The 23,053-nt window shown below is 59.0% G+C and carries 22 protein-coding genes and 1 tRNA gene; 16 read left to right on the top strand and 7 right to left on the bottom strand.

Translation table 11 applies throughout. The annotated features are described in order from the left end of the window. Window positions 1-9 precede the first annotated feature (9 nt). Window positions 10-669, bottom strand: coding sequence for a DsbA family oxidoreductase (locus ACR0DO_RS01785; RefSeq protein ID WP_480556354.1), 660 nt, complete (start codon window positions 667-669; stop codon window positions 10-12). A gap of 141 nt (window positions 670-810) precedes the next feature. Between ACR0DO_RS01785 and ACR0DO_RS01780 the strand changes: the two genes are divergently transcribed. The 6 genes from ACR0DO_RS01780 to ACR0DO_RS01755 all read left to right on the top strand — a co-directional run bounded on the left by ACR0DO_RS01780 (window position 811) and on the right by ACR0DO_RS01755 (window position 7,106). Further along, window positions 811-897: transfer RNA gene (locus ACR0DO_RS01780), tRNA-Leu, on the top strand. 148 nt (window positions 898-1,045) lie between these two features. Further along, window positions 1,046-2,029 (top strand): glycosyltransferase family 2 protein, encoded by a 984-nt coding sequence (locus ACR0DO_RS01775; RefSeq protein WP_480556353.1) that lies wholly within the window; start codon window positions 1,046-1,048, stop codon window positions 2,027-2,029. Window positions 2,030-2,034: 5 nt separating this feature from the next. After that, window positions 2,035-2,970, top strand: a complete 936-nt coding sequence (locus tag ACR0DO_RS01770) for a hypothetical protein (protein WP_480556352.1) — start codon at window positions 2,035-2,037, stop codon at window positions 2,968-2,970. Beyond that, complete coding sequence (locus tag ACR0DO_RS01765; protein WP_480556351.1) at window positions 2,967-4,955, top strand: hypothetical protein; 1,989 nt, start codon at window positions 2,967-2,969, stop codon at window positions 4,953-4,955. Before ACR0DO_RS01770 ends, ACR0DO_RS01765 begins: the two co-directional genes overlap by 4 nt. A 137-nt stretch (window positions 4,956-5,092) precedes the next feature. Continuing rightward, window positions 5,093-6,091, top strand: a complete 999-nt coding sequence (locus tag ACR0DO_RS01760) for a glycosyltransferase family 2 protein (protein ID WP_480556350.1) — start codon at window positions 5,093-5,095, stop codon at window positions 6,089-6,091. Between the two features lie 31 nt (window positions 6,092-6,122). Next, window positions 6,123-7,106: a hypothetical protein gene (locus ACR0DO_RS01755; protein WP_480556348.1), complete on the top strand. Its 984-nt coding sequence runs from the start codon at window positions 6,123-6,125 to the stop codon at window positions 7,104-7,106. Window positions 7,107-7,109: 3 nt separating this feature from the next. Here the strand turns inward: ACR0DO_RS01755 and ACR0DO_RS01750 are convergent, their stop codons facing one another. Beyond that, window positions 7,110-7,415 (bottom strand): DUF6476 family protein, encoded by a 306-nt coding sequence (locus ACR0DO_RS01750; protein WP_480556346.1) that lies wholly within the window; start codon window positions 7,413-7,415, stop codon window positions 7,110-7,112. On the opposite strand from ACR0DO_RS01750, the gene ACR0DO_RS01745 reads away from it, so the two are divergent. Beyond that, window positions 7,414-8,448: an RluA family pseudouridine synthase gene (locus tag ACR0DO_RS01745; protein ID WP_480556344.1), complete on the top strand. Its 1,035-nt coding sequence runs from the start codon at window positions 7,414-7,416 to the stop codon at window positions 8,446-8,448. The genes ACR0DO_RS01750 and ACR0DO_RS01745 overlap by 2 nt on opposite strands. A gap of 146 nt (window positions 8,449-8,594) precedes the next feature. Beyond that, window positions 8,595-9,491, top strand: a complete 897-nt coding sequence (rpoH, locus tag ACR0DO_RS01740) for an RNA polymerase sigma factor RpoH (protein WP_170441897.1) — start codon at window positions 8,595-8,597, stop codon at window positions 9,489-9,491. Window positions 9,492-9,538: 47 nt separating this feature from the next. On the opposite strand, the gene ACR0DO_RS01735 is transcribed toward rpoH, so the two are convergent. Together ACR0DO_RS01735 and ACR0DO_RS01730 are read right to left on the bottom strand one after the other, a co-directional pair. Beyond that, complete coding sequence (locus ACR0DO_RS01735; RefSeq protein ID WP_480556342.1) at window positions 9,539-10,618, bottom strand: fasciclin domain-containing protein; 1,080 nt, start codon at window positions 10,616-10,618, stop codon at window positions 9,539-9,541. Window positions 10,619-10,824: 206 nt separating this feature from the next. After that, window positions 10,825-12,003 (bottom strand): dipeptidase, encoded by a 1,179-nt coding sequence (locus ACR0DO_RS01730; protein WP_480556340.1) that lies wholly within the window; start codon window positions 12,001-12,003, stop codon window positions 10,825-10,827. 153 nt (window positions 12,004-12,156) lie between these two features. Between ACR0DO_RS01730 and ACR0DO_RS01725 the strand changes: the two genes are divergently transcribed. From ACR0DO_RS01725 to ACR0DO_RS01710, 4 genes are all read left to right on the top strand, one after another. Beyond that, on the top strand, window positions 12,157-13,131 hold the full coding sequence (locus ACR0DO_RS01725; RefSeq protein ID WP_480556339.1) for a Gfo/Idh/MocA family protein: 975 nt from the start codon (window positions 12,157-12,159) through the stop codon (window positions 13,129-13,131). A 59-nt stretch (window positions 13,132-13,190) separates the two neighbouring features. Beyond that, window positions 13,191-13,460, top strand: a complete 270-nt coding sequence (locus ACR0DO_RS01720) for a DksA/TraR family C4-type zinc finger protein (protein ID WP_480556338.1) — start codon at window positions 13,191-13,193, stop codon at window positions 13,458-13,460. Window positions 13,461-13,473: 13 nt separating this feature from the next. Then, window positions 13,474-14,349, top strand: coding sequence for a DMT family transporter (locus ACR0DO_RS01715; protein ID WP_480556337.1), 876 nt, complete (start codon window positions 13,474-13,476; stop codon window positions 14,347-14,349). Between the two features lie 554 nt (window positions 14,350-14,903). Next, window positions 14,904-15,575: a Crp/Fnr family transcriptional regulator gene (locus tag ACR0DO_RS01710; protein WP_480556335.1), complete on the top strand. Its 672-nt coding sequence runs from the start codon at window positions 14,904-14,906 to the stop codon at window positions 15,573-15,575. Window positions 15,576-15,632: 57 nt separating this feature from the next. Here ACR0DO_RS01710 and ACR0DO_RS01705 read toward each other — a convergent pair whose 3' ends face one another. The 3 genes from ACR0DO_RS01705 to ACR0DO_RS01695 all read right to left on the bottom strand — a co-directional run bounded on the left by ACR0DO_RS01705 (window position 15,633) and on the right by ACR0DO_RS01695 (window position 18,803). Next, window positions 15,633-17,453: a M3 family oligoendopeptidase gene (locus ACR0DO_RS01705; protein ID WP_480556333.1), complete on the bottom strand. Its 1,821-nt coding sequence runs from the start codon at window positions 17,451-17,453 to the stop codon at window positions 15,633-15,635. Window positions 17,454-17,535: 82 nt separating this feature from the next. Next, entirely contained in the window at window positions 17,536-18,513 is a 978-nt protein-coding gene (locus ACR0DO_RS01700; RefSeq protein ID WP_480556332.1) for an alpha/beta fold hydrolase, read from the bottom strand. Beyond that, window positions 18,513-18,803 (bottom strand): SCP2 sterol-binding domain-containing protein, encoded by a 291-nt coding sequence (locus ACR0DO_RS01695; RefSeq protein ID WP_170441922.1) that lies wholly within the window; start codon window positions 18,801-18,803, stop codon window positions 18,513-18,515. Before ACR0DO_RS01695 ends, ACR0DO_RS01700 begins: the two co-directional genes overlap by 1 nt. 30 nt (window positions 18,804-18,833) lie before the next feature. Here ACR0DO_RS01695 and ACR0DO_RS01690 point away from each other — a divergent pair, with 30 nt between their 5' ends. The 4 genes from ACR0DO_RS01690 (at window position 18,834) to fdxA (ending at window position 23,037) form a co-directional block, all read left to right on the top strand. Beyond that, window positions 18,834-19,442, top strand: coding sequence for a tetratricopeptide repeat protein (locus ACR0DO_RS01690; RefSeq protein WP_170441925.1), 609 nt, complete (start codon window positions 18,834-18,836; stop codon window positions 19,440-19,442). A gap of 22 nt (window positions 19,443-19,464) precedes the next feature. Then, on the top strand, window positions 19,465-22,260 hold the full coding sequence (locus ACR0DO_RS01685) for a helicase-related protein (RefSeq protein WP_480556331.1): 2,796 nt from the start codon (window positions 19,465-19,467) through the stop codon (window positions 22,258-22,260). A gap of 6 nt (window positions 22,261-22,266) precedes the next feature. Next, window positions 22,267-22,632, top strand: a complete 366-nt coding sequence (locus ACR0DO_RS01680; RefSeq protein ID WP_480556330.1) for an RNA-binding S4 domain-containing protein — start codon at window positions 22,267-22,269, stop codon at window positions 22,630-22,632. A 66-nt stretch (window positions 22,633-22,698) separates the two neighbouring features. Continuing rightward, on the top strand, window positions 22,699-23,037 hold the full coding sequence (gene fdxA / locus ACR0DO_RS01675) for a ferredoxin FdxA (RefSeq protein WP_170324594.1): 339 nt from the start codon (window positions 22,699-22,701) through the stop codon (window positions 23,035-23,037). The last annotated feature ends 16 nt before the right edge of the window (window positions 23,038-23,053 follow it).

The following is a 23,053-nucleotide window of genomic DNA, read 5'->3' as shown; positions in this document are numbered from 1 at the left end:
GAAAAGGGGTCAGGCGGCCTCGGTCAGGCAGCGTTGCAGAATCTGGGCATAGGTGTCTGTACCCTGCGCTCCGGTCACAAGATATTTGCCACCAAACACCATTGACGGAACGCCCGAGATGCCTCGACTGGTCCAGAACTCCTGCTTTTGGCGCACTTTGGCGGCATGTGCACCGGATTCGAGCGCCGATCGCGCGGCGCCGGCGTCCAGTCCGGCGGCTGTAACCGCATCAAGCAGGACGTCACTATCCGACACGTCTTTCTGGTCGGTGAAATACGCCCGAAACAGCGCCAGTTTCAGCGGATGTTGACGGCCCTGAAACTCGGCCCAGTCCAGCAATTGGTGCGCCGCAAAGGTGTTCACCATTCTGCTGTCATCGTCGAAGTTGAATGCGAACCCCAGTTCTGCGCCCAGCTGCGTCAGTCGATCCCGAGCCTGCTGGCTTTGTTCGGCGGTCGTTCCATATTTCTCCATGATATGCGCGCGCAGGTTCTGACCTTCGGGCGGCATGGTGGGGTTCAGTTCGAACGGATGCCACCTGAGATGCGCCAGCACGTTTTCCTGCTTTAGCGCCAGATCAAGCTGTCTAAATCCAACAATGCACCAGGGGCAGACGATGTCCGAAACAATGTCGATCTGAACGACGGGGCGAGGATCGGGGGTGGTCATGTCCGGACTCCTGACAAGGTGATGGGGTGATGTGAAGCTATAGATATGGGCGCGGGCGGGGAATTCAAACCGGCGCGTTTTTTGCCTCTTCACATCCCGATCATCTACGTCTATACGCCCCTCTACCAAGTCACTGGCAGTGCGGTCGTGGCGGAATTGGTAGACGCGCAGCGTTGAGGTCGCTGTGGGGTAACTCCCGTGGAAGTTCGAGTCTTCTCGACCGCACCATTCTCATCAGACATTCCGGCGATTGGCCCGTTCGGGATGGGGTAGAGGTGCACCAGTTTACGTCGGATTATCGATATCGCGATTTCCTGTCTCGCCCATGTCTGCCGGGTTGTGTATGACGAACATCAATACAGATCGGGAAGTGTTGATGTCGCAGGCCATTACCGTATTCACCACGATGAAAAACGAAGGCCCTTATATGCTGGAATGGGTCGCGTTCCACAAAACGCTGGGGGTCGATCACTTTGTGATCTTTACCAATAACTGCGACGACGGCACCGATGATATTGCCCGCCGATTGCAGGAATTGGGGCTGGCCACCCATGTCTCGAACGAGGTGAAAGAGGGTGGCAACCCGCAACATCAGATGTTGCGGCGGGCGCGGCGTCAGCCCAAGGTCAAGGAAGCCGATTGGCTGCTGTGTCTGGACGTGGATGAGTTCTGGAACATCCGCCATGGCGACAACAGCTTTGACGCTTTGATTTCTGAGGTCGAAACCCGCGCGGGTCAGCCGGTGGATGCGATCTCATTCGCGTGGAAGCTGTTTGGAAGCTCGGGGAATATCAGCTTTGAAGACCGGCCGGTGACCGAAGCCTTCGAGATGGGGGATCAGGAGTTTCCCTATCACTCGGGCAGGGCCTACGGTCTGAAAACCCTTTTCCGCAACAACGGCAAGTTCACCCGCTTCGGACCGCATCGTCCGAAGGGCATAGAAGAGGGCAAGGAAGGCGAGGTCGCCTGGTCCGACGCCGGCGGTAATCTGTTCCCGGCGGAAAAGGTGGGGTGGCGGGCCTGGCGTGGGTTCGACCATTCGCTTGGGCGGCTTCACCACTATTCGGTCCGGTCGCTGGATGGCTTTCTGATCAAGCGTGACCGGGGCCGAACCAATCATATCAAGGTGGATCAGGGGCAGTCCTATTGGCAGGACATGAACGCCAACAAAGAGGCCGACGCCTCGATTCAGCCGATTGCGCGGCGTGCAGCACCGCTGCTGGAAGAGTTGAAGGCAGATCCGGTGCTGAGCGACTTGCACAGGCAGGCCTGCGACTGGCACCGCGCCAAAATCGCCGAAATCAAAATGCGCCCGGATTGGGTGGATTTCCGGATGTGGCTGGCGGATAATCTCATCTGAGGATCATGGCAGACGACCTTTCGAAAGAACAGCTGAAACCAGAACACCCCGACCGCAAGACGGGGTACGAGCGTATTCTGACCGATCCCGCGCCACCGTGGTTCGTCGAACTCTACCCCGGTGGTGACGGCGCCGGGTTCCTGCAAAAGCTCGAACGCCATTCGGTGCTTTTCCATCAACGCTCTGCGTCACAACTGGTCGTCAGTTTCGACAATATCGCCAATGCCAACGACCTGTCCTTTGCGCGCGAACCCTGGGGCTGGAAGTTCTTCCGCGATGAAGGCTGGTCCCATATGGGGGTCTTTGCGCGCACCAAGGCGTGGTACCGCGACCCCGAGATCATCTCGTATTTCCAGAACCGCGCGGCCGAGGGGTTTTTTGACGCGTTCGATCAGGTCGTCTTTGCCGGTGCCTCGATGGGCGGGTTTGGGGCGCTGGCTTTTTCCGAACTGGTGCCTGGTGCAAACGTGATCGCGTTTAACCCGCAGACTACGCTGGATGAACGTCTGGTGCCGTGGGAGACCCGGTATCGCTTTGGTCAGGTGCAGGACTGGGACCTGCCCTTGGGCGACGCGGCGCAGACGGTGAAGAAGGCGGGCAAGGCCTATGTGTTTTATGACCCGTTTTTCGACCTCGACCGGCAGCAGGTCACGCGGCTGCAGGGCGAAAACGTGGTATTGCTCAAGACGTGGTTTTCGAACCACTTTGCGGCCCCGATGCTGCGCAAGCTGGATATCCTCAAGCCGGTGATGCTGAAGGCGATGGACGGTTCGCTGCAGCCAGAGGAGTTTTATCGGATGATGCGCGCGCGCCGCGGCCTGCCGATGGTCATGCGCGCCATCGCGGCGCAGGCAGGTGAGCGTCACCCCCAACTGGTCCGACAGGCCCGCCAGAGGTTCCGGGCGTTGCGTCGCGCTGCTTTGGCCGAAAGCTCTCAATGATGCCTGCAAAAGGGGTGTTCATCGGACAGCGCAAAGACCGCATGGGCGCGCGCCTGCTGATGATGCTGACCTGCATCCGTCTGGCCGAGGATTTTGGCACTACCTACAAGGTAAACTGGTTTCCGCAAGGATCGGACGCGCCCGAGCTGGATCAGCCACAGGAGTTGTTCGCGCGGGACTGGATGGATGCGTGCTTTCTCAGCGGCAAGGAATTCGATCGGCTTGCCCAAAAGGCCCTGCCGATCTGGGCCTTTCAGGGGGACAAAACCCCGGATCGTCTGATTGCGCATCTCAACGCGGGCCGCTCGGTTCTGGTCGAGGAAGGGTTCGAGGTGCTGGCCTTCCCGTGGGAGGATATCGAGGCGATCCGCCCGCGATACCGGGAGTTCATCCATCAGATCGGTTTCACGGACGAGATCCGCGCCATTATGGCCCGCGCGGATGAAAAGTTGTCGGGGCAGGGCGTGTCGGCCTATCACATCCGCCGCGGAGACATTCTGAACGGATTGCCCTGGAAGCACACGACCTGGCCCGCAAAGATCGAACCGGAAGAGTTGTACGAGGCGCATCTGAGTAAAACCACCGGGCAAACGGCCATCATGTTCTCGGATCAACTCGAACTGATCGCCCGGTTCCAGAAGCGTTACCCTGAATTGTTGCAGATGTCGGACATCGCGGATGTTTCGGACATGACGCGGGCGCAGCGCGACTTTCTTGAGTTGTATACGATGTCACGGGCCGAGCAGGTGGTGGCGCCGTACATATCGGCGTTTTCAATGGCCGCTGCTCGAATTTCGGGGCGGCAACGTTTGGTGTTCAAGGATGTCTTGGCTGAAGAAGAAATCTCTGTAGCCAATCATCGCGTGGTTGACCGCGTTTCCAAAGGTCCCACTGCCTTTCTGAACCCGTCTGAGGCGGCCCATATCTATGCCAAGGCGGCGCAGTACCTGTCCGCGCAGGATGAAATAGAAAAAGCCTACGAACTGGCCCAACCTATTCTGGAAGCCGGGGCCGACAATGCCTTCATGCCGCTTTTGCAGGCGATAAACTGTTTCTACCTGTCCAAGTGGAAAGACTGCGAAAAGCTAGCCGCACGCGGGTTGGACAACAAAAACCTGTGGTCCGAGGACTACGCGGTCTTGCTTGCGTTGCGCGCGGCCACGCTGGGGGCGCAAAAGAAACGGTGGTCGGCCAGCCGGTACTTGGCGCGGGCATTCTGGGGCAAGCCCTTGCGCCCCGATGTGACGGTGCTGGCGTCCCGAATGTTGTACCGCGATCAGATTTCCGCCCGCCTGTTTCCACCGACGGACTGGCAGGTTCAGAGACAGGTTCGGCGGCGGCGCTTTCCACCATTCAACAATCTGTATCTGGTGCAGCACAAGGTTCTGGTCCGGCAGCCCTGCAATTTCGATTTCGTCTTGATGGATTGGGCTGATCTGGCCCTGGATCAAAAAGCCCGCCGAATTCATGATGATCGCGCCCGGATGGAGCGTTTGAGCGAGGGGTTCGACACCCTCGACGGTATCACCGCTGATGATCCGGGGGTTCTGGGGGGCAGAACTATGCTGCATTGGCATTTGGGCGCCGTCAGCTTGCCCCAGGCCATTGATGAAATGCGAAAAATCACATCGGGCTGGCCGGAAAATCCGCTTTATCACAAAAGGCTGTCGACGCTGTATGAGGCGGATGGCGATTTGCCCCGCGCCCGGATGACACTGGCCGAGGCCTTGGCCTGCGATCCCGGAAACCCGTTTCTGGTCTTTGCGATGGGGAAGTTTCTGGAACGGAATGAGGCCGCCGAGCAAGGGCAAAACCAGATCATTCAGGCGGCTGACCTCGATGACAATTCGGCGGTCATTCAGGGTGAAGCCGGGCAGATATACCTGCGGCGCGGCAAAAAGGGCAAGGCGCGGCCCTATCTGCAAAAGGCGAATGACCTGTTTCCGCCGTTCAAGCGTTTTGCAAACCAGTTGGCCCGGACCTGATGAGAATGGCACAGGCGTTCAAAACGATGCTGGATACCTCTTGGCTGTTGCGCCGGGTAAGCCTAGTCTGTGGCCCGAGCGAAAACCGCAGGAATATGGGCGCAGGTTCAATAAGCGGTAAAACACGAGGCGAGTAAGTGTCTGACCACGATCCCCGATACATCAGCGTGACCCCGATGAAGAACGAGGGTCCCTTTGTGCTGGAATGGGTAGCCCATTGCCGCGCGATCGGTATCGACCAGATTGTCGTGATGACCAATGACTGCACCGATGGCACGGATGCGTTGCTGCAGCGGCTGGACGAAAGGGGCATCCTGACCCATGTCGACAACAATGCACGCCGCCAGAGCAACCCGCAAAAACGGGCCTACCGGAAATTCCTGAAGATGGAGATCGCGCGGCCCCAAGACTGGGTGGTTGTCATCGATGCCGACGAACATATCAACGTCAAGACCGGGGACAGCACGCTGCGGGCGCTGACTGATGCAGTGCCGGATGCCAAAATGATATCGATGACATGGCGTCTGTTCGGGAATGCGGGTGTCGTGCGGTACGAAGACCGGTTCCTGTCGGATCAGTTCCGGCGCGCGGCGCTGCAGCAAAAATCTCGCCCGCCGCAGGCTTGGGGTTTCAAGACGATGTTCCGGCGCGAGCTTTGGGACACGCTGGGGGTTCACCGACCAAAGCGACCCACGGTCGAGTCCATGGAGGAATGCCATTGGTACAACGGATCGGGGCAGTTGATGCCGGACCGGTACTTTACCGGCAGCTGGCGTTCTGCGCGGGATTCCATTGGCTATGATCTGGTGCAGATCAACCACTATGCGCTGAAATCCTGCGAAAGCTATCTGGTCAAGAAACTGCGCGGTCGTGCCCACCATACGGGGGAAAGCCTTGGCATGGAGTATTGGGACATGATGAACCACAACGTCGAGGAAGACGGTTCAATCGATGCCATCCTCGACCGCAAGCGCGAGCAGTATTACGAATTGCTTGCGGACCCCGAGACAGCCCGGTTGCACCACATGTCCTGTGACCTGCACAGACAGAAGATTGTGCAACTGCGCGAACAGCCCGAGATGCAGGAGCTGATGCAGCGGATGACCACGGATTTTGCGGCCAGTCTAAACGAATGAGCGGGACCACATCTGAAACAGGAGGCATCTGATGCTCTGGCTGCATTTGGGTATGCCCAAGACCGGCACGACCGCGCTTCAGGGCTTTGTGCAGCAGAACAGGGCTCTGCTTGCTGATGTGGGGCTGCGCTATATGGAAACCGGACGGCGCCGCCATGAAGGGCAGGGGCGTCTTGCGATAAGCCACAACATCATTGCCTTCCACATGAACCAGACCAATCAGCCGATGGACATGTTTCGCGAGGCTATGGCCGTCGAATACGAGGCGCACAGAGATCAGGCCTGTCTGGTGTCGTCCGAGATGTTCTATAACTGTGATCTGACCAAGCTGGCGCAGGTCTTTGCGGAAATCCCCTCGCGCGAGTTGCGGATCACCTACTATTGCCGCAGGTATTCTGATTTTCTTGAGGCGGATTACAAGCAACGCGCCAAGAACGGCCGGTTGGGGGGCAGTGCAACCGACTATGTCCTCAACTTGTTGGACAGGATCAAGGCTGACCCCGGTATCTACAGTTTCTCGGCGAAATTGGATCGAATCCGTCAGGCGTTTCCGGGGGTCGCCGTTTCACCGCTCCTGTATGATCGTTCTCAGATGGTGCAGGGGAATGTCGTTGATGATTTCATGTCGCATATCGGCGTGTCTTTGCCCGATGGCGGGGTGACTGACCGGCCCTCGAACCCGTCTCAGTCACGGGCCGCCAGCGAGGCCTTTGGCATTGTGACACGGGCGCTGGGCCGGCAGGCAAGCCGTCGTCTGCGTAGGCGCGTGGTCGAAGAACCGGTCATGATCCGACGGTTCGACGTTTTGGAACCGGATGAACGGGCCTGGCTGGACGAATTCGTTGCCCGCCACGATGTGCCATTCCAGCAGGAGTTTTTCCCCGAGCGGCCTCAGTTGTTCGACCCAGTTGAGCTGAGCGAAGACGATCAGAAATTCCGCCGCGACACGGCGCAGGAATATGACGCGCTGCGTCGCGCGTCCGAAATCGTGTTCCGCATGGCGTTGGAAAACTGAGCGTCAGGGCTGGACGGTAATTTCCTGACGCTGGCGGCCGGTTGTCTTGTCAAAGATCAGAATGCGGTTGTCGTTCGTCACCACCGCATACCAATTGTTGCCGATGGTCACGGCCTGTGCCGTGGCGCCATCGGGCAGCTCGACCTGATCGGGCAGGGTGGGGGTCCTGTCCGATAGCCGGATGACAATCAGTGCGAATGTCACTAGAACCCCGCCAATCATCACCGCGGTCAGCAGCATGACCATTCTCCACAGCAGGCGAAGCTGTGGCGTTTCCTGCGGTTCTTGGGGTTCGGAAGGGACAGTCATGGGCACCCGTCAGATTGAGTTTCAGATTGCGGCCGATCCGCCGCCACGCCTTGATAAGGCGCTTTCGCGCGATGTGCCAGCCGAGGAAAACCTGTCGCGTACGCGGCTGACCAGGTTGATTGACGAAGGCGCGGTGCTGATTAACGGGGCGCAGGCGCGCGATCCCAAGGCCAAAGTTGCCGAAGGCGCCGCAGTGACGATCACCGTGGGTGAAGCAGAAGACAGCCATATCGGCCCTGAAGACATCCCGCTGGAGGTCGTCTTCGAGGACGCCGACCTGATCGTCATCAACAAACCGGCGGGCATGGTTGTGCATCCCGCGCCAGGTTCGCCGAACGGGACGCTGGTGAATGCACTGCTGCACCACTGCGGCGATGACCTGTCCGGCGTCGGCGGGGTGAAACGCCCCGGCATCGTGCACCGCATCGACAAGGAAACCAGCGGTCTTCTGGTCGTTGCCAAATCGGACGCAGCGCATCACGGGCTTGCGGCCCAGTTCGAGGCGCACACGGTCGAGCGGTATTACCGAGCCATCTGCTACGGCGTGCCCGATGCCAACGACCCCCGTCTGCGCGGCGTGAAGGGCGTCAGCTTTGAGCCCGGCAACATCATGCGCCTGACCACGCAATTGGCCCGGCACAAAACCGACCGGCAACGACAGGCGGTGCTGTTTCACGGTGGCCGCCATGCCGTGACGCGAGGACGCGTGGTTGAGGCGTTTGGCAACCCGGCCGGCCTGGCGTTGATCGAATGCTGGCTGGAAACCGGCCGCACGCACCAGATTCGTGTTCACATGGCCCATGCGGGGCATGGTCTGGTGGGAGACCCGGTTTATGGGGGGAAGCGAAAATTGGCAGCCAAAGCGTTCAGTGTTGCGACCGCCGAGGCTGTCCGCGCCTTTCCGCGCCAGGCGCTTCATGCTGCCGTTTTGGGCTTTGAACACCCGGTAACGGGTGAAAACCTGCGTTTTGAGGCCGAGCTGCCGGACGACGTGCAAAAACTGATTGAACAGTTGCGCGTGCCGCTGACATAATGCGCAAAGTTGCGTGAATAAGGCTTTCTTAGATTTCCTTTATCGAACGTTAATTTCAAACTGTTAACGGTACCTCTTGAACGAGTCGGTACGGATTCCCATATCCTATGTTAACGACTTAAACATTTGTCGGAGGGACATGAAACATGGCAAATTACGCAAATCTCCCCGCGCCGACGCCGGAAGGCGGTCTGAACCGCTATATGCAGGAAATTCGCAAGTTCCCGCTGTTGGAGCCGGAAGAAGAATACATGCTGGCCAAGCGTTGGGTTGAAGAGCAAGATACTGAAGCCGCGCATAAAATGGTCACTTCGCATCTGCGATTGGCTGCCAAGATCGCCATGGGCTATCGCGGCTATGGTTTGCCTCAGGCCGAGGTGATTTCCGAGGCCAATGTGGGGCTGATGCAGGCGGTCAAAAAGTTCGACCCGGAAAAGGGCTTCCGGTTGGCGACCTATGCAATGTGGTGGATTCGTGCCTCGATCCAGGAGTACGTCCTGCGGTCATGGTCGATGGTGAAACTGGGCACGACATCGGCGCAGAAAAAGCTGTTCTTTAACCTGCGCAAAGCCAAGGCCCGCATCGGTGCTCTGGAAGAGGGTGATCTGCGCCCAGAGAACGTCAAACAGATCGCCGAAGATCTGGGCGTGACCGAAGAAGAAGTCATCAGCATGAACCGCCGGATGTCCGGCGGCGATGCCTCGCTGAACGCGACCGTTGGGTCCGAGGGCGAAGGCACGATGCAGTGGCAGGACTGGCTTGAGGACGAAGATGCCGACCAGGCCGGCGATTACGAGGCGCGCGACGAACTGGATGCGCGGCGCGAGTTGCTGGCGGCTGCGCTGGACGTGTTGAATGATCGGGAAAAAGACATCCTGACTCAGCGCCGTCTGATGGATCAGCCCGTCACGCTGGAAGAGCTGAGCACGCAGTACAATGTAAGCCGCGAGCGCATTCGCCAGATCGAGGTGCGTGCCTTCGAGAAGCTGCAGAAAAAGATGCGTGAACTGGCGCGTGAAAAAGGAATGCTGGGCACGGTCTGAGACCTGCCCAAGCTGAGACAGCCCGCCTTGAATGGCGGGCTTTTTTGTTACGCGAAGACAAAATCGCTTTCGGACAACTGTCCGGCCCGAACGCCAATCAGGTCTATGCTGTCGCCATCCGCCAACTCGATCGTTGTGCTGTAGAACCCGCCCGAGATGTGGTCTTCGATGTCCTCGAAGCTGTGAATGCCGTCATAGGCGCTGAGGTCGATCTTGTCCTTGCCGACTTTGAAGTCGAGGATGAGGTCCTCTCCGTCGCCATCGTCAAAGAAGAAGGTGTCGTGCCCGCGTCCGCCGATCAGAAAATCATTTCCGGCTCCGCCATCGATCAAATCCTTGCCGCGACCGCCAAAGATGGAATCATCGCCTTCGTCACCGCGCAGGATATCCTTGCCGCGCCCGCCGAACATGATGTCATGTCCGCTGCCGCCCAAGGCAACATCGTTGCCGCGCCCGGCGATGATGAAGTCATTGCCACCGCCGCCATGGACAAAATCCTGACCGCGCCCGGTAAAGTGAAACTCATCCGAGTCGTCGCCAATGATGAAATCCGTATTCTTCTGCCCCAGAATGCCGGTGACCGAGACTGGCAGCAGCACGCCGTCAAGGACGTGGATGATCCCGTTCGAGGCCTCGACGTCGAAGGCAATCAGCCCCGGGTCCGCAATGCCGGGGTCCGCGTCTTCGAGGCTTGGAGGGTTGCTCAGCAGGTTCAGTTCCAGACTTGTTCCCAATAAGGTTTCGATCTGGGCGCCGTCCCCAAGGCCGACAACGGCTTCTTTGGTGAATGATCCGTCGACGACGTGATATTTGAGGATGTTGGTCAGCAGGGGCAGGGGATCACCGCCGCCCAGCAGTGTCAGTGCCTTCACGATGTGCCCTAGCGCTCCGGCCTCATCCGAGCCGCCATAGCCCAAGGCCTGAGCCAAGGCCACGAAGGCGGCATCGGTTGGTGCGAATACGGTCAGGTCAACCGCGTCGCTGTCCAATGTTCCAGCAAGTCCTGCAGCGATAACGGCTTCGCGGAGGATGTCGAAATCGCCTCCGTTGTTGTCGAATGTCCCCGGGTCTCCGCTAATTTGAATAACGCGTTCCGTGATCGTTGGTCCATCTGTCATGTCTGGCATTTCGGTTCATCTCCCACCCTGTTTGTCGCCATTGGTTGGGGAAGGGCCTGCAAGGGCACAACTTCCCACCGGCGATACAATTGGTACGGGGGTGGTCGGAAAATGGATCACGAAATTCGGATGTCGCGATTTGAATCGGGCGTGAAGCCGCCCAATAAAGCGGTAAACCCAACAGTGAAATCATGCGGTTATGGTGCAGGTTTCACTTAGTGCAATTGTTGCCTGAAGACGCGCACCATATTCTCACCCATCACCTTGCGAACCTGCGTTTCGGTCAGACCCTGCGCCAGCAAGGCCGATGTCAAAGCGGCCAGTTCCGAGGTATCAAACGCCGTCTCGACCGAGCCGTCATAGTCCGATCCCAGCGATACGTGATCCTCGCCCACGGTCTCGATTGCGGCCTTGATCATCCTGGCGATACCCGTCGGAGTGATGTCGCCGCAGGTCACATCCGCCCAATATCCCATGCCGATGACGCCCCCGGTTGCGGCGATTTCCTGCATCAGGTCGTCCGGAAAGTTACGCTTGACGGGGCAGAACCCGCGCAGGCCGCCGTGGCTGACAATCAGGGGAACGTCGGTCATGGCGATCACTTCCCGGGCGACCTGTGGGCTGGAATGCGCAAGGTCGATAACCACGGGGCGCTGAGCCAGTTCGGTGACGACCTGACGGCCGAAATCGGTCAAGCCAGTGTCGCCAAACCCATGCAGCGAGCCGCCCAGTTCATTGTCGAAAAAGTGGTGCAGGCCGAAGACGCGGTGCCCGGCATCGAACAGCGTGTCCAGATTGCTCAGGTCGCCTTCCAGCGCGTGTGCGCCTTCGATGCCAAGAATGCCACCGATAACCGGTTGACCTGCTGCACGTGCGGACAAAACAGCGTCCAGATCGGCCTGGGTTTTGACAACCTTCAAGCGCCCATCCGAGGCTGCCTCGAATTGGTGCAACTTTTCGGCCTGATAGACGGCGCGTTCTTTCAGGCTATCCCAGGTGCGCAAGGGCCAAAGCTGACCGATTGCCAAAAGGGTGATGTTGTCGAACGCCTCGGCCGAGTTGGCCTCATAGTTCTGTCCGGCGGGGGATTTGGTCACGGCGGTAAAGACCTGCAAGGCGACGTTGCCTTCGATCAGGCGGGGGATATCGACTTGGCCCCGTGTGCCGCGCTCGGTCAGATCACGGCTCCACAACAGCGGGTCTGCGTGCAGGTCGCCGACAATCAGGGTCTCGTGCAAAGCGGCGGCGTCACCGGATACGTCAAACGGGGTATGATCGATCACATTGTTGCGCTTTGCTTCGATGTAGGGCGGTAGAAACCCAAAAAACACCACCGCACCGATGATCACGGCAAGCACAAGCAGCCCGCCTATCCATTTGAAGACCCTCTTCATTCTCACTCCCTCTCGACTGATGAGGGCAGATTAGGGCGGTTCGGTGCAGATAAAAGCCTGACTTAACGTCGGCGGGTTGCTAGAAGGGCGGAAAAAGGGTTGTTAGCGATAACCATCGAATTGCACCCTTATTCATCCATGTCGGAGGGACATATGCAACAACCAGTTCAATGGGGTGTTCTGGGCGCCGCCAAGTTTGCGCGCCAATTCATGGCGCCGGCGATCCATGCGGCCAATGGAGCACGTCTGGCAGGGCTGGCGACGTCAAGCGCGGACAAGGCCGAACCGTTCCAAGCTTTTTGCCCCGACCTGACGATCTATGACAGCTATGAGGCTTTGCTGGCCGATCCTCAGATCGAAGCCGTCTACATCCCGCTGCCCAATCACCTGCATGTGGAATGGGCCCTCAAGGCGCTGGACGCGGGCAAGCATGTGCTGTGCGAAAAGCCCATGGTCATGACTGCGACCGAGTTCGCGCCGCTGATCAAAAAGCGGGATGAGACCGGGTTGCTGGCGGCCGAAGCCTACATGATCGTGCATCACCCGCAGTGGCAGCTGGTGCGAAAGCTGATCGAAGACGGGGCCATCGGTAAGCTGGTGCATGTGACCGGTGCGTTCAGTTTTGACAATCGCGCGGATACCGGAAATATCCGCAACCGCGTGGAAACCGGTGGCGGTGCGTTGCGGGATATCGGGGTCTATGTGATCGGCGGCGCACGCTTTGCGACAGGACAGGAACCGGTGCAGGCCGACTCCGCGATCCGGTGGGAAGACGGGATCGACACTTTTACCGAGATCCGCGCGCAGTTCCCGGATTTCACCTATTCCAGTTATGTCTCGATTCGGATGCACCCGCATCAGGAAATGGTGTTTCACGGCGAAGGCGGTGTGATCCGGCTGAGCGCGCCATTCAACGCGCGGGTCTTTGGCGAAGCGCGGGTCGAGTTGCACCGCCCGGGGCTTGAGGTTCAGGTCACACGCTTTCCGGGCGACGATCACTACAAGCTGCAGGTCGAAGCATTCGGCCGTTCGATACGCGAAGGGGCAGAGTATCCGTGCCCCTTGGAATTCTCGCGCGGGACGCAAGAAATGATTGATCGGGTTCTGGAAGGGGCCGTGCCCGTCTGACTTGCCACGTCCCGCGCAGCCGGGCTAATCTGGCGGGCACCTGATCAGGAGAGAGGCCCATGGCAGGCGGTTGGGCGCGCGATGGCGCGGTGAGTGAACAGATTGAAGCGTCCATTTCGGACGAACTGGCCCGGATGCAGGCGCAAAAGCGCCCCGTCGGGGACAGCCTGACCCATTGCGCCGAATGCGAAGAGCCGATCCCAGAGAAACGGCGGCTGGCCTTGCCGGGCGTCAAGCTGTGCCTCGATTGCCAGCAAGAGCGTGACGGGTCCTACAAAAGCCGCGCAGGTATCAATCGGCGCGGCTCCAAAGACAGTCAGTTGAAATAACCGGGGCAGAGGGATGCCGAAAGCCAACCTGCTGCAAAACGGTCTGGTTCTTGGGTTTCTCGCTGCATTCCTGTGGGGCACGCACAGCGTCATTGTCCGGTATCTGACCAGCGATCTGGGTGGGCTGCAAATCGCCGTTACGCGCCTGTTTATCGCGGCCCTGGCGATCTATTGCATGTTACGGGTGATGCGGGTTTCTGTGTCGATCCGGCTGGGGGACTGGAACTTTCGACTGGCTGTTTTGTCCACCGTAGTCAACTATATCCTGTTCCATATCGGGCTCGAGCATACCGGTGCCGCAAATGCGATGGTGCTAGAGAACACAGCACCGTTTTTTGTTCTGGTGTTCCTGTATTTCTTTGCGGACACCTCGGTCACTCGCACTGACGTTCTGGCCACCGGCTTGGCCATTCTGGGTGTTTTTCTGACCGTCTACCAAGATTTTCAGGGGGGCGGAGAACCCTTGTTCGGCGATCTTCTGGAAATCGGAGCGGGGCTTAGCTGGGCGGTGTTTCTGATCTCCAGCAGCCGGGCGATGCGCAACTCGGAATCGACGGGGGAACGGTTGAATTTCCTGTTCGGCATCTTCTCGTGCTCGGGCGTGTTGCTGCTGCCTCTGGCCCTGTTCTCAATGCAGGTGCCAACGGTCGATGACATGGTTTTCCTGCTTTTGTTGGGGGTGCTGCCAACCGCGCTGGCCTACTATCTTTGGTATGAGGCCGCCGCGCGGGTGTCGACGCTGACCGCGACGTTGATGTTTGCTGCATCCGTCGTGTTCACCTTCATCAACTCGGCCCTGTTTCTGGGGGCGGCCATCACACCGATTGCAGCCCTCGGAGCCGTGTTGATCGTGGCCGCCGTATTCCTGACGACCAAAAGCCAAAAGTGATCCCCTTTCCACTACACCCAGCCCGTCGATGATACCCGATATCATCGACGGGCCGTGGCCCGGAATTTGGGATCGCTTGTGTTCAGCTCAATCGGCGCCAGCAGTTTCTTGTGATACTTCGAGCTCAGAAGAGTAGCCCATGGCCGGCGGGTGGGTGCGGTACGTGAACAGGCACAGGCGTCCATGTCCGGGGAATAGCTCCGGTGCGGTCACAAAACCGCCTCGTAGGGGAAACTCTGGCCCATTGCGCCGAGTGTGAAATGCCGATTCCCGAGAAGCGGTGACTAGTCTTATTGGGCGTTATGTTGTACCCAGGCGGTCTACAGAAAAGTGATGGCGCAGCACGATTCTGGGGTCGAAAAAACCGGCAGAGGTCAAAGGGTAGTCAACTGATATAGCTGTTTTTTTGGGTTCATTTATCGCTCAATTTTTATGGGGTTACATTCCGGATTGTGAATTTATCTTAAGATTACAATTGGTTAAAAATTGATCCATATCAAACTAATGTTTTTTTGTTTCCGCTAGCACGGTTTTGTTCTCAGCCGGAAGCCGCCATGTTTGACTTTAGCCAAGACTACCAACAGTCCAGCCCCTTGTTAGAGCAATTGTCGCCGAAAGTGCGCAAATGCCTGTTATCTCGCGCTCAAAAGAAGTCTTTTACTCGAGGCCAAACGATCTGTTTGCAGGATGAACCGTGTCGAACTTTGAAGATCGTTTTGGAGGGGTGGGTCAAGCTCTACCGGGTTTCGCCGTCGGGCCACGAGGCAATGTTGGCGATGCTTACAAGCGGGCAGAGCTTTGATGAAATCTGGGCGCTGCGTGGTGCGCCAAGTGCAGCCAATGTCGAGGCCGTCTCGGATTGCGAAATTCTGTTTCTTGATATCTCGGCTGTGTGCGCCTGTCACAACGCAATGCACGAAATCGCCGTGGCTGTGCTGTCGGCGGCGTCATCCCATTTGCATGAGATGATGCACGAGGTGGAAGAACTGAAGGTTCTGACCGGCTATGAACGCTTGTGCAATTTTCTGGTTCGGTTGTCCGGTAAACAGGGCGGTCAAAGCAGGCTTGAGTTGCCGTTCGATAAGGTCGTTCTGGCCTCGATGCTTGGGATGAAGCCAGAAAGCCTGTCACGTGCGTTTGGCAAGCTGCGCCATATCGGCGTTGAGAGTGAATACAAATCCGTCATCATTCATGATCTCGAGCGGCTCAGAAGCGTTGTCGCATAACAAAACGCGCCCGAAGCGTATACGGGCGCGTCGTAGATTTGCTTGAGAATCGAGGGATTATTCTTCCATCGCTTCCAACTCGTCGATGAAGCCCGAGATCATCGACAGGCCCTTGTCCCAGAACTTGGGATCACTTGCGTCCAGCCCGAACGGTGCCAGCAGCTCCTTATGGTGTTTCGATCCACCCGCGCGCAGCATCTCGAAATACTTGTCCTCGAACCCTTTTGATCCGCTTTCGTAAACCGAATACAGCGCGTTCACTAAGCCGTCTCCAAACGCATAGGCATAGACGTAGAAGGGCGAGTGGACAAAGTGCGGGATATAGGCCCAGAAGGTCTCATACCCTTCCATGAATTCGAATGCCGGGCCAAGGCTTTCGGCCTGAACGCTCATCCACAGGGCGTTGATGTCGTCCGGGGTCAGCTCGCCTTCGCGGCGGGCGGCGTGCAGTTTGCATTCAAAGTCATAAAAGGCGATCTGGCGGACCACCGTGTTGATCATGTCCTCGACTTTACCGGCCAGCAGAACCTTGCGCTGTTCCGGGGTTTCGACCTGATCCAGCATCTTGCGGAAGGTCAGCATCTCGCCAAAAACCGAGGCGGTTTCGGCCAGTGTCAGCGGGGTTGAGGACAGCATCTCGCCCTGACCGGCGGCCAGTACCTGATGAACGCCGTGGCCCAGCTCGTGCGCCAGGGTCATCACGTCGCGCGGTTTGCCCAGATAGTTGAGCATCACGTAGGGGTGCACGTCGGTCACGGTCGGATGCGCGAACGCGCCCGGAGCCTTGCCCGGTTTCACCGCAGCATCGATCCAGCCTTTCGAGAAGAACGGGGCCGCAATCTCACCCATGCGAGGATCAAAGGCGTTATACGCGTCCATTACCGTCTTTTCAGCTTCTTCCCAGCCGACAATGCGTGTGTCTTCCATCGGCAGCGGCGCGTTGCGGTCCCAGACCTGCATCACGTCCAGCCCCAGCCATTTGCGTTTCAACTCGTAATAACGATGGCTGAGCTTGGGGTAGGCGGCCACGACGGCCTCGCGCAGGGCTTCGACCACCTCGGGTTCGACGTCGTTCGACAGGTGGCGACCGGTCTGAGCGGTCGGCATGTTGCGCCAGCGGTCGACGATTTCCTTTTCCTTGGCCTGGGTGTTGTGGACACGGGCGAAGGTCTTGATGTTGTCCTGAAACACAGCAGCCAACTCGCGCGAGGCAGCTTCACGTTTGCTGCGATCCTGTTCCGTCAGCAGGTTCAGGGTGCCTTCGATATTCAGCTCTTCGCCGTCGACCTCAAAGGTAAGTCCGGCAATGGTTTCGTCGAACAAACGTTCCCATGCGTCGCCGACTACACCCAGATCATGCAGGAATTTTTCCAGCTCGTCGGACAGTTGATAGGGCTTCATCGCGCGGATGCGGCGGAACACAGGCTCGTACCGCGCCAAATCTGCATTGGTGTCGAAATGGGCTTTCAGCGCGTCATCGTCGATGCGGTTGATTTCCAACGTGAAGAACACCAGCGGCGTGGTGAAAACGGTAATCTTTTCCTGCATATCCGACAGGAACTTGGCGCGCTCGGCATCGGTGGTCAGCTGGTAATAGCGCAGACCCGCGAACGACATGATGCGCCCGGCAATCGAGTTGATCTTTTCGTTGCGCTGGACGCAGGTCAGAAGGCCAGCAGCATCCAGATCAGCCAGCTTGCCTTCGTAATCGGCGGCAAAGGCGGCGCATTCGCCCTCAAGCCAGTCCAGATCGCGGTCCAGTTCCGGCGCTTCTTCCGAGCTGTAAAGATCGGTCAGATCCCATTCCGGCAGGTTGCCAAGATTGCCGGCGCCTCCGGCTGCGTTTGCGTCACGGACGGGAAAGGGAAGGTCGCGCATGGATCACCTCGGGATATCTGCTTTCGCAAACATCTAGGCGTGGGCGGCCCGGATCACAAGCCGCCTTTGCGTGAGGTTTTCTTCAGTTCGACAGGGCAGGTGCGGGTGCAGCGTCCGATTGTGCAGCCAGAAAATGCGCTGCCAACTGGTCATAGACGGGGCCGCGCACCTCGGGCGCTTCCATCAGCACCTCGTGTTCGCCGTTGGGGATTTCGACCAGCGTACCGTCGGGCCAGTCCGCCATCCGCGCGCGAATGGCTTTGCGGTCAACGATTTGTTCGTGACTGCCGAGGAAGGTCAGCGCGGGAGTGGCAGGGGCGGTCTGCTCCATCAGCCAGGCGCATTCGTCCAGCGCCTCGCGCAGCCAGATCGTGGATGGCGCGCCAAGCGCTAGATCGGGGTGCGCCGTCAGTTGATCCTTCATCATCTGATACATCGCCGGATCACGCGTCAGCACATTGCCGTCAAAGGGCTGCGAGGCAACATAGCTTTCCAGCGAAGTGGTCGGGGGCGTCTTTTCCCCCAAGCCGATGCGCGGCCCCCAATAGGCGGTCAACCGGCTGAGCGGTTTCATGATCGGAGTGAAGAAGATGCCCCACATCGGGCCGGTAAAGGCGCAGGCGGCAAAGCAATCCCGTTCCAGAACCGCGCGCAGACCGATTGCGCCGCCCATCGAGTGGCCAACCACATACCAGGGTTTCGGCAGTTCCAGCTTTTCGGCAAGGTCAAGCGTGGCCTTCACATCGTGCTGATAGTCGGTGAACTGTTCGACATGCCCGACGCGCGGGTCATCCAGCAGACGATCTGCCAGCCCCTGACCGCGCCAATCGACGGCCAGACACGCAAAGCCTCGACCAACGAATTCAGCGGCAGCATCACCGTATTTCTCGATATATTCTGTACGGCCCGGGAATATCATCACCGTGCCGTTTGTCTCGCCTTCGGGGCGCCAGTGGCCCACGCGGATGCGGATATTGTCCGTGGTTGTCACCCAATGGGCAGCACCACCGGCGGGTCCGCCGGCCACGTCTTCATAGAAAGGGGCCGACGAGACCTGCATCAGGCCAGCACCGACGCGAGTTTCATGGCAACACCCATGTCTCCGTCCACACTCAGCTTGCCCGACATGAACGCACCGGTGGGGTTCAGGTCGCCGCTGAGGATCTGTTCAAACGTGTCCGCATCGGCGCTCAGAGTTACGTCGGCCTCTTCGTCGCTGACGCGCGCGCCGTTTGCATCCAGAACGATAGCGCCCAGATCAGCGATGGCAAACTTGGCCGAAGCGTCAAAATCGCCGCCGGTCAGTTTTTCGTTCAGCGCCGCTGCGGCTTTTTCAAGAGTTTCGCTCATGGTGTTCCTCATATTGTTTCTGCGCCGTGAATGGACATCCCCGGTCGCAACGCTACACTGAACATTGTTATGGGCATTGCAAACATCAATCTCAAACGTACCGTCGCGGCACTTTTTGTCACGGTCATGTTTTCCACCAGTTCCGCCGCGCAACAGGCGGACCTGCGGGATGAGGCGGCGCTGCTGCAACAACTGGCGCTGGCGACACCGGAACAGGCGATTGGATTGGATCGACAGCTCAAGGCGCTGTGGGCGCAATCCGGCTCGGCCTCTGCGGATTTGCTGTTGGAGCGCGGGCGCGAGGCGCTTGAGGACGGCGATACTCTGGCCGCCATCGAACATCTGACCGCGCTGACCGACCACGCGCCCGGCTTTGCTGAAGGCTGGCATCTGCGGGCCTCGGCGTTTTTCGGGGTGGATCGCTTTGGCATGGCCGCAGCCGATCTGGAACACGCGCTGACGCTGAACCCGAATAATTACGAGGCGATCTATGGCCTTGGCCTGATCTTCGAGATTATCGAACAGCCCGACAAGGCGCTGGACGCTTATGAGCGCGCGCTGTCTATACATCCGCATCATGAAGAAGTAACCAATGCGGTGAATCGACTGAAGCCTCAGGTCGAGGGTTCGGCCCTCTAAAGAGCCGGGGCAGGGGGCAAAGGTGAGCGGGTCATCCCGAATTGTGGCCGTACTCGGCCCGACCAACACAGGTAAAACTCATTACGCGATTGAGCGGATGCTGGGGTATCGGACCGGTGTGATCGGCCTGCCGCTGCGGCTGCTGGCGCGTGAGGTCTATGACAAGATCGTCGCAATTCGCGGCCCATCCGTTGTGGCACTGGTCACGGGAGAAGAGCGGATCGTGCCGCCGCGTACCCAGTACTGGGTCTGCACGGTCGAAGCGATGCCCGAGGGTATGGGCGCGGATTTTGTAGCCATCGACGAAATTCAGCTTTGCGCCGATCCCGAACGCGGTCATGTCTTCACTGACCGGCTGTTGCGGTCACGCGGCACAAGTGAAACGCTGTTCCTTGGCGCGGACACGATGCGTGGCCCCATCGCCGCGCTGGTGCCCGAGGCACAGTTCGTCCGGCGCGAACGCATGTCTCAGCTGGTTTATGCGGGGTCGAAAAAGATCAGTCGGATGCCGCCCCGCAGCGCCATCGTCGGGTTCTCGGTCGACAGTGTCTATGCAATTGCCGAGTTGCTGCGCCGTCAAAAGGGAGGGGCGGCCGTGGTAATGGGCGCGCTCAGCCCGCGCACGCGGAATGCACAGGTCGAACTGTATCAAAACGGTGAAGTTGACTATCTGGTGGCCACCGATGCCATCGGTATGGGGCTGAATCTGGACGTGAACCACGTGGCGTTCTCGTCGCTGACCAAGTTCGACGGTCGCCGGATGCGCCCTCTGGCCCCTAACGAACTGGCCCAGATCGCCGGGCGTGCAGGGCGTGGGATGTCTGACGGCACCTTCGGCGTGACCGGAGAAGCCCCGCCACTGGAGGACGGCGTGGCGCAGGCCATCATGGACAGCCGGTTCACGCCGATGAAAAAGCTGAACTGGCGGAATGCTGCCCTTCGGTTTGGCACGGTTGAGGCGCTGATCGACTCGCTTGAAGTCAGCCCAAATGATGAACATCTGATCAAGGCCCGGCCTGCGGATGATCTGAACGTGCTGAAATCGCTGTCGCAAGTGACCGAGGTCGCAGCCCGTGCCAGCGACCCGCAATCCATCCGTTTACTTTGGGATGTGTGCAGAATCCCCGATTTTCGCGGTATCAGCCATGCCGAACACGCCAGCCTGCTCGAAGTGATCTATGGCCACCTGCATGAACGCGGCTCGATCCCGGATAATTTCATGGCGCGGCAAATCCGGCGGATTGACCGCACCGATGGGGATATTGATGCACTCTCCAAAAGGTTGGCATATATTCGCACTTGGACATATGTTGCGCAGCGAAACGGCTGGGTGCGTGACGAATCACATTGGCGTGACGAAACGCGCACTGTAGAAGACAGGCTGTCGGACGCATTACATGACCGACTGACGCAAAGATTTGTGGACCGGCGCACATCTGTGTTGCTGCGCCGGCTCAAACAGAAGGAGGCCCTTTTGGCCGAAGTAAATGACAAGGGTGAAGTGACCGTCGAAGGTGAATTCGTCGGTCGTCTGGAAGGGTTCCGGTTCATTCCGGACAAAAGCGCGCAAGGAACCGAGGCGAAAGCTCTGAAAACGGCCTCCCTGCAAGCGCTCGCGCCGCAATTCCATCTGCGCGCCGATCGCTTCTACAACGCGCCCGATACCGAAATTGATTTCACCGATCAGGGTGGCCTGATGTGGGGCGAATACGCCGTCGGCAAACTGGTTGCCGGGGCCGAGCCTCTCAAGCCGATGGTCGAGGTTTTTGTGGACGAGGCCGCAGGGCCGGATGTCGAACAGAAAGTGCAGCGTCGCCTGCAGCACTTTATCGACCGCAAGGTTGCTGCGCTGTTCGAACCGCTGCTGAACCTGTCGCGCGACGAAGAGCTGTCCGGCCTCGCCAAAGGGTTTGCCTTCCGCATGGTCGAGGCGCTGGGCGTTCTGCCCCGTGCCGGCGTTGCGCAAGAGGTCAAGGATCTGGATCAGGACGCCCGCGGCGCGCTGCGCAAGCATGGTATTCGGTTCGGTCAGTTCACCATCTTCATGCCGTTGCTGCTGAAACCCGCGCCGACGCGTCTGCGTCTGGTGCTGTGGGCGCTGGCCAACGGCCTGCAGGAATTCCCCGACGCGCCGCCTCCGGGTCTGGTCACCGTACCGGTCGCCAAGGACGCGCCCGAGGGCTACGACACCATGTGCGGCTACCGCGATGCGGGCGACCGTTCGATCCGGATCGACATGCTGGAACGTCTGGCCGACATGCTGCGCGCCGAAGACAGCCGCGGCGGGTTCGAAGCCAAGCCGGATATGCTCTCGATCACCGGCATGACGCTGGAACAGTTTGCCGACCTGATGAAAGGTTTGGGCTACAGCGCCGAGCGCGGCGAGCGTGAAAAGGTAAAATCTGCCCCGGCAGAACAACCCATCCCCGACGCGACCGAGCAACCCGCCGCCGAAGAAACCCCGGTGACTGAGGCGGTAACCGAAGAGGCCGCCACACCCGCCGAGGCGCCAGCCGAGGCCACCGAAAGCACCGAGGCTCTGGCATCAGAGGAACCCGAGGTCGAAGTATTCTACACCTTCACCTGGGGTCGTCAGCGTCAGCAAGGCCGTGGCCCGCGCCGTGAACAGCGGCAGGGACAGGGCAAAGGCAAGCCGCGCGGCAAACCTCAGGACGGTCGCGGCAAAACGCAGGGCAAGAAGGGTGGGAAACCGCAAGGCGCCAAGTCCTTCTCGTCTCGTCCGCCTAAGAAGGAAAAGGCGATCGATCCTGATAACCCGTTCGCAGCTGCGTTGATGGGTTTGAAGGACGGTAACTAAGCGCCGATGGCCGAGGCCAAGCTGCGGATCGACAAATGGCTGTGGCAGGCGCGGTTCTTCAAGACCCGCAGCCTGGCTGCCAAACAGGTCAGCGGCGGCCATGTCCGGCTTAACGGAAACCGGGTCCTGAAACCGGCGCAGGCGGTAGGACCCGGAGACGTTCTGACCTTCCCGCAGGGCCGCATCGTGCGGGTGGTTCGGATCGAAAAGCTTGGCGAGCGCCGCGGCCCTGCGCCCGAGGCACAGACGTTATATGTTGATATGACGGAAAAACGGGACGCACCGCCCAAAAATCCGGGTTTCGAGGGAAAAGGTCGTCCGACCAAGAAAGATCGGCGCGCGCTTGATCTTTCTCGTACCAAAGAGGGCTGATCTTCCCTTGAAGACAGTGCAATACTGGATTAGCTAATCGCCCAAAGCGCAAACGGGAATCCGACCATGACATACGTCGTCACTGAAAACTGCATCGCCTGCAAATACACCGACTGTGTCGAGGTGTGCCCGGTCGACTGTTTCTACGAAGGTGAGAACACGCTGGTCATTCACCCCGACGAATGCATCGACTGCGGTGTATGCGAACCCGAATGCCCCGCCGACGCCATCCGCCCCGACACCGAGCCGGGCATGGATCAGTGGGTCGAGTTCAACCGGAAATACTCGGAACAATGGCCGGTGATCGTGACCAAGAAAGACCCGCTGCCCGAAGCCGAGGAACGCGACGGTGAAGAGGGCAAGATGGAGAAGTATTTCTCGGAAGCGCCCGGCGAAGGTGGCTGAGCGATTCGCTCTCTGA

The sequence above is a fragment of the Ruegeria sp. AM9 genome, assembly GCF_056540565.1.
Note: the sequence above shows the minus strand (reverse complement) of the source record. Positions and strands in the feature narration are given on the sequence as shown.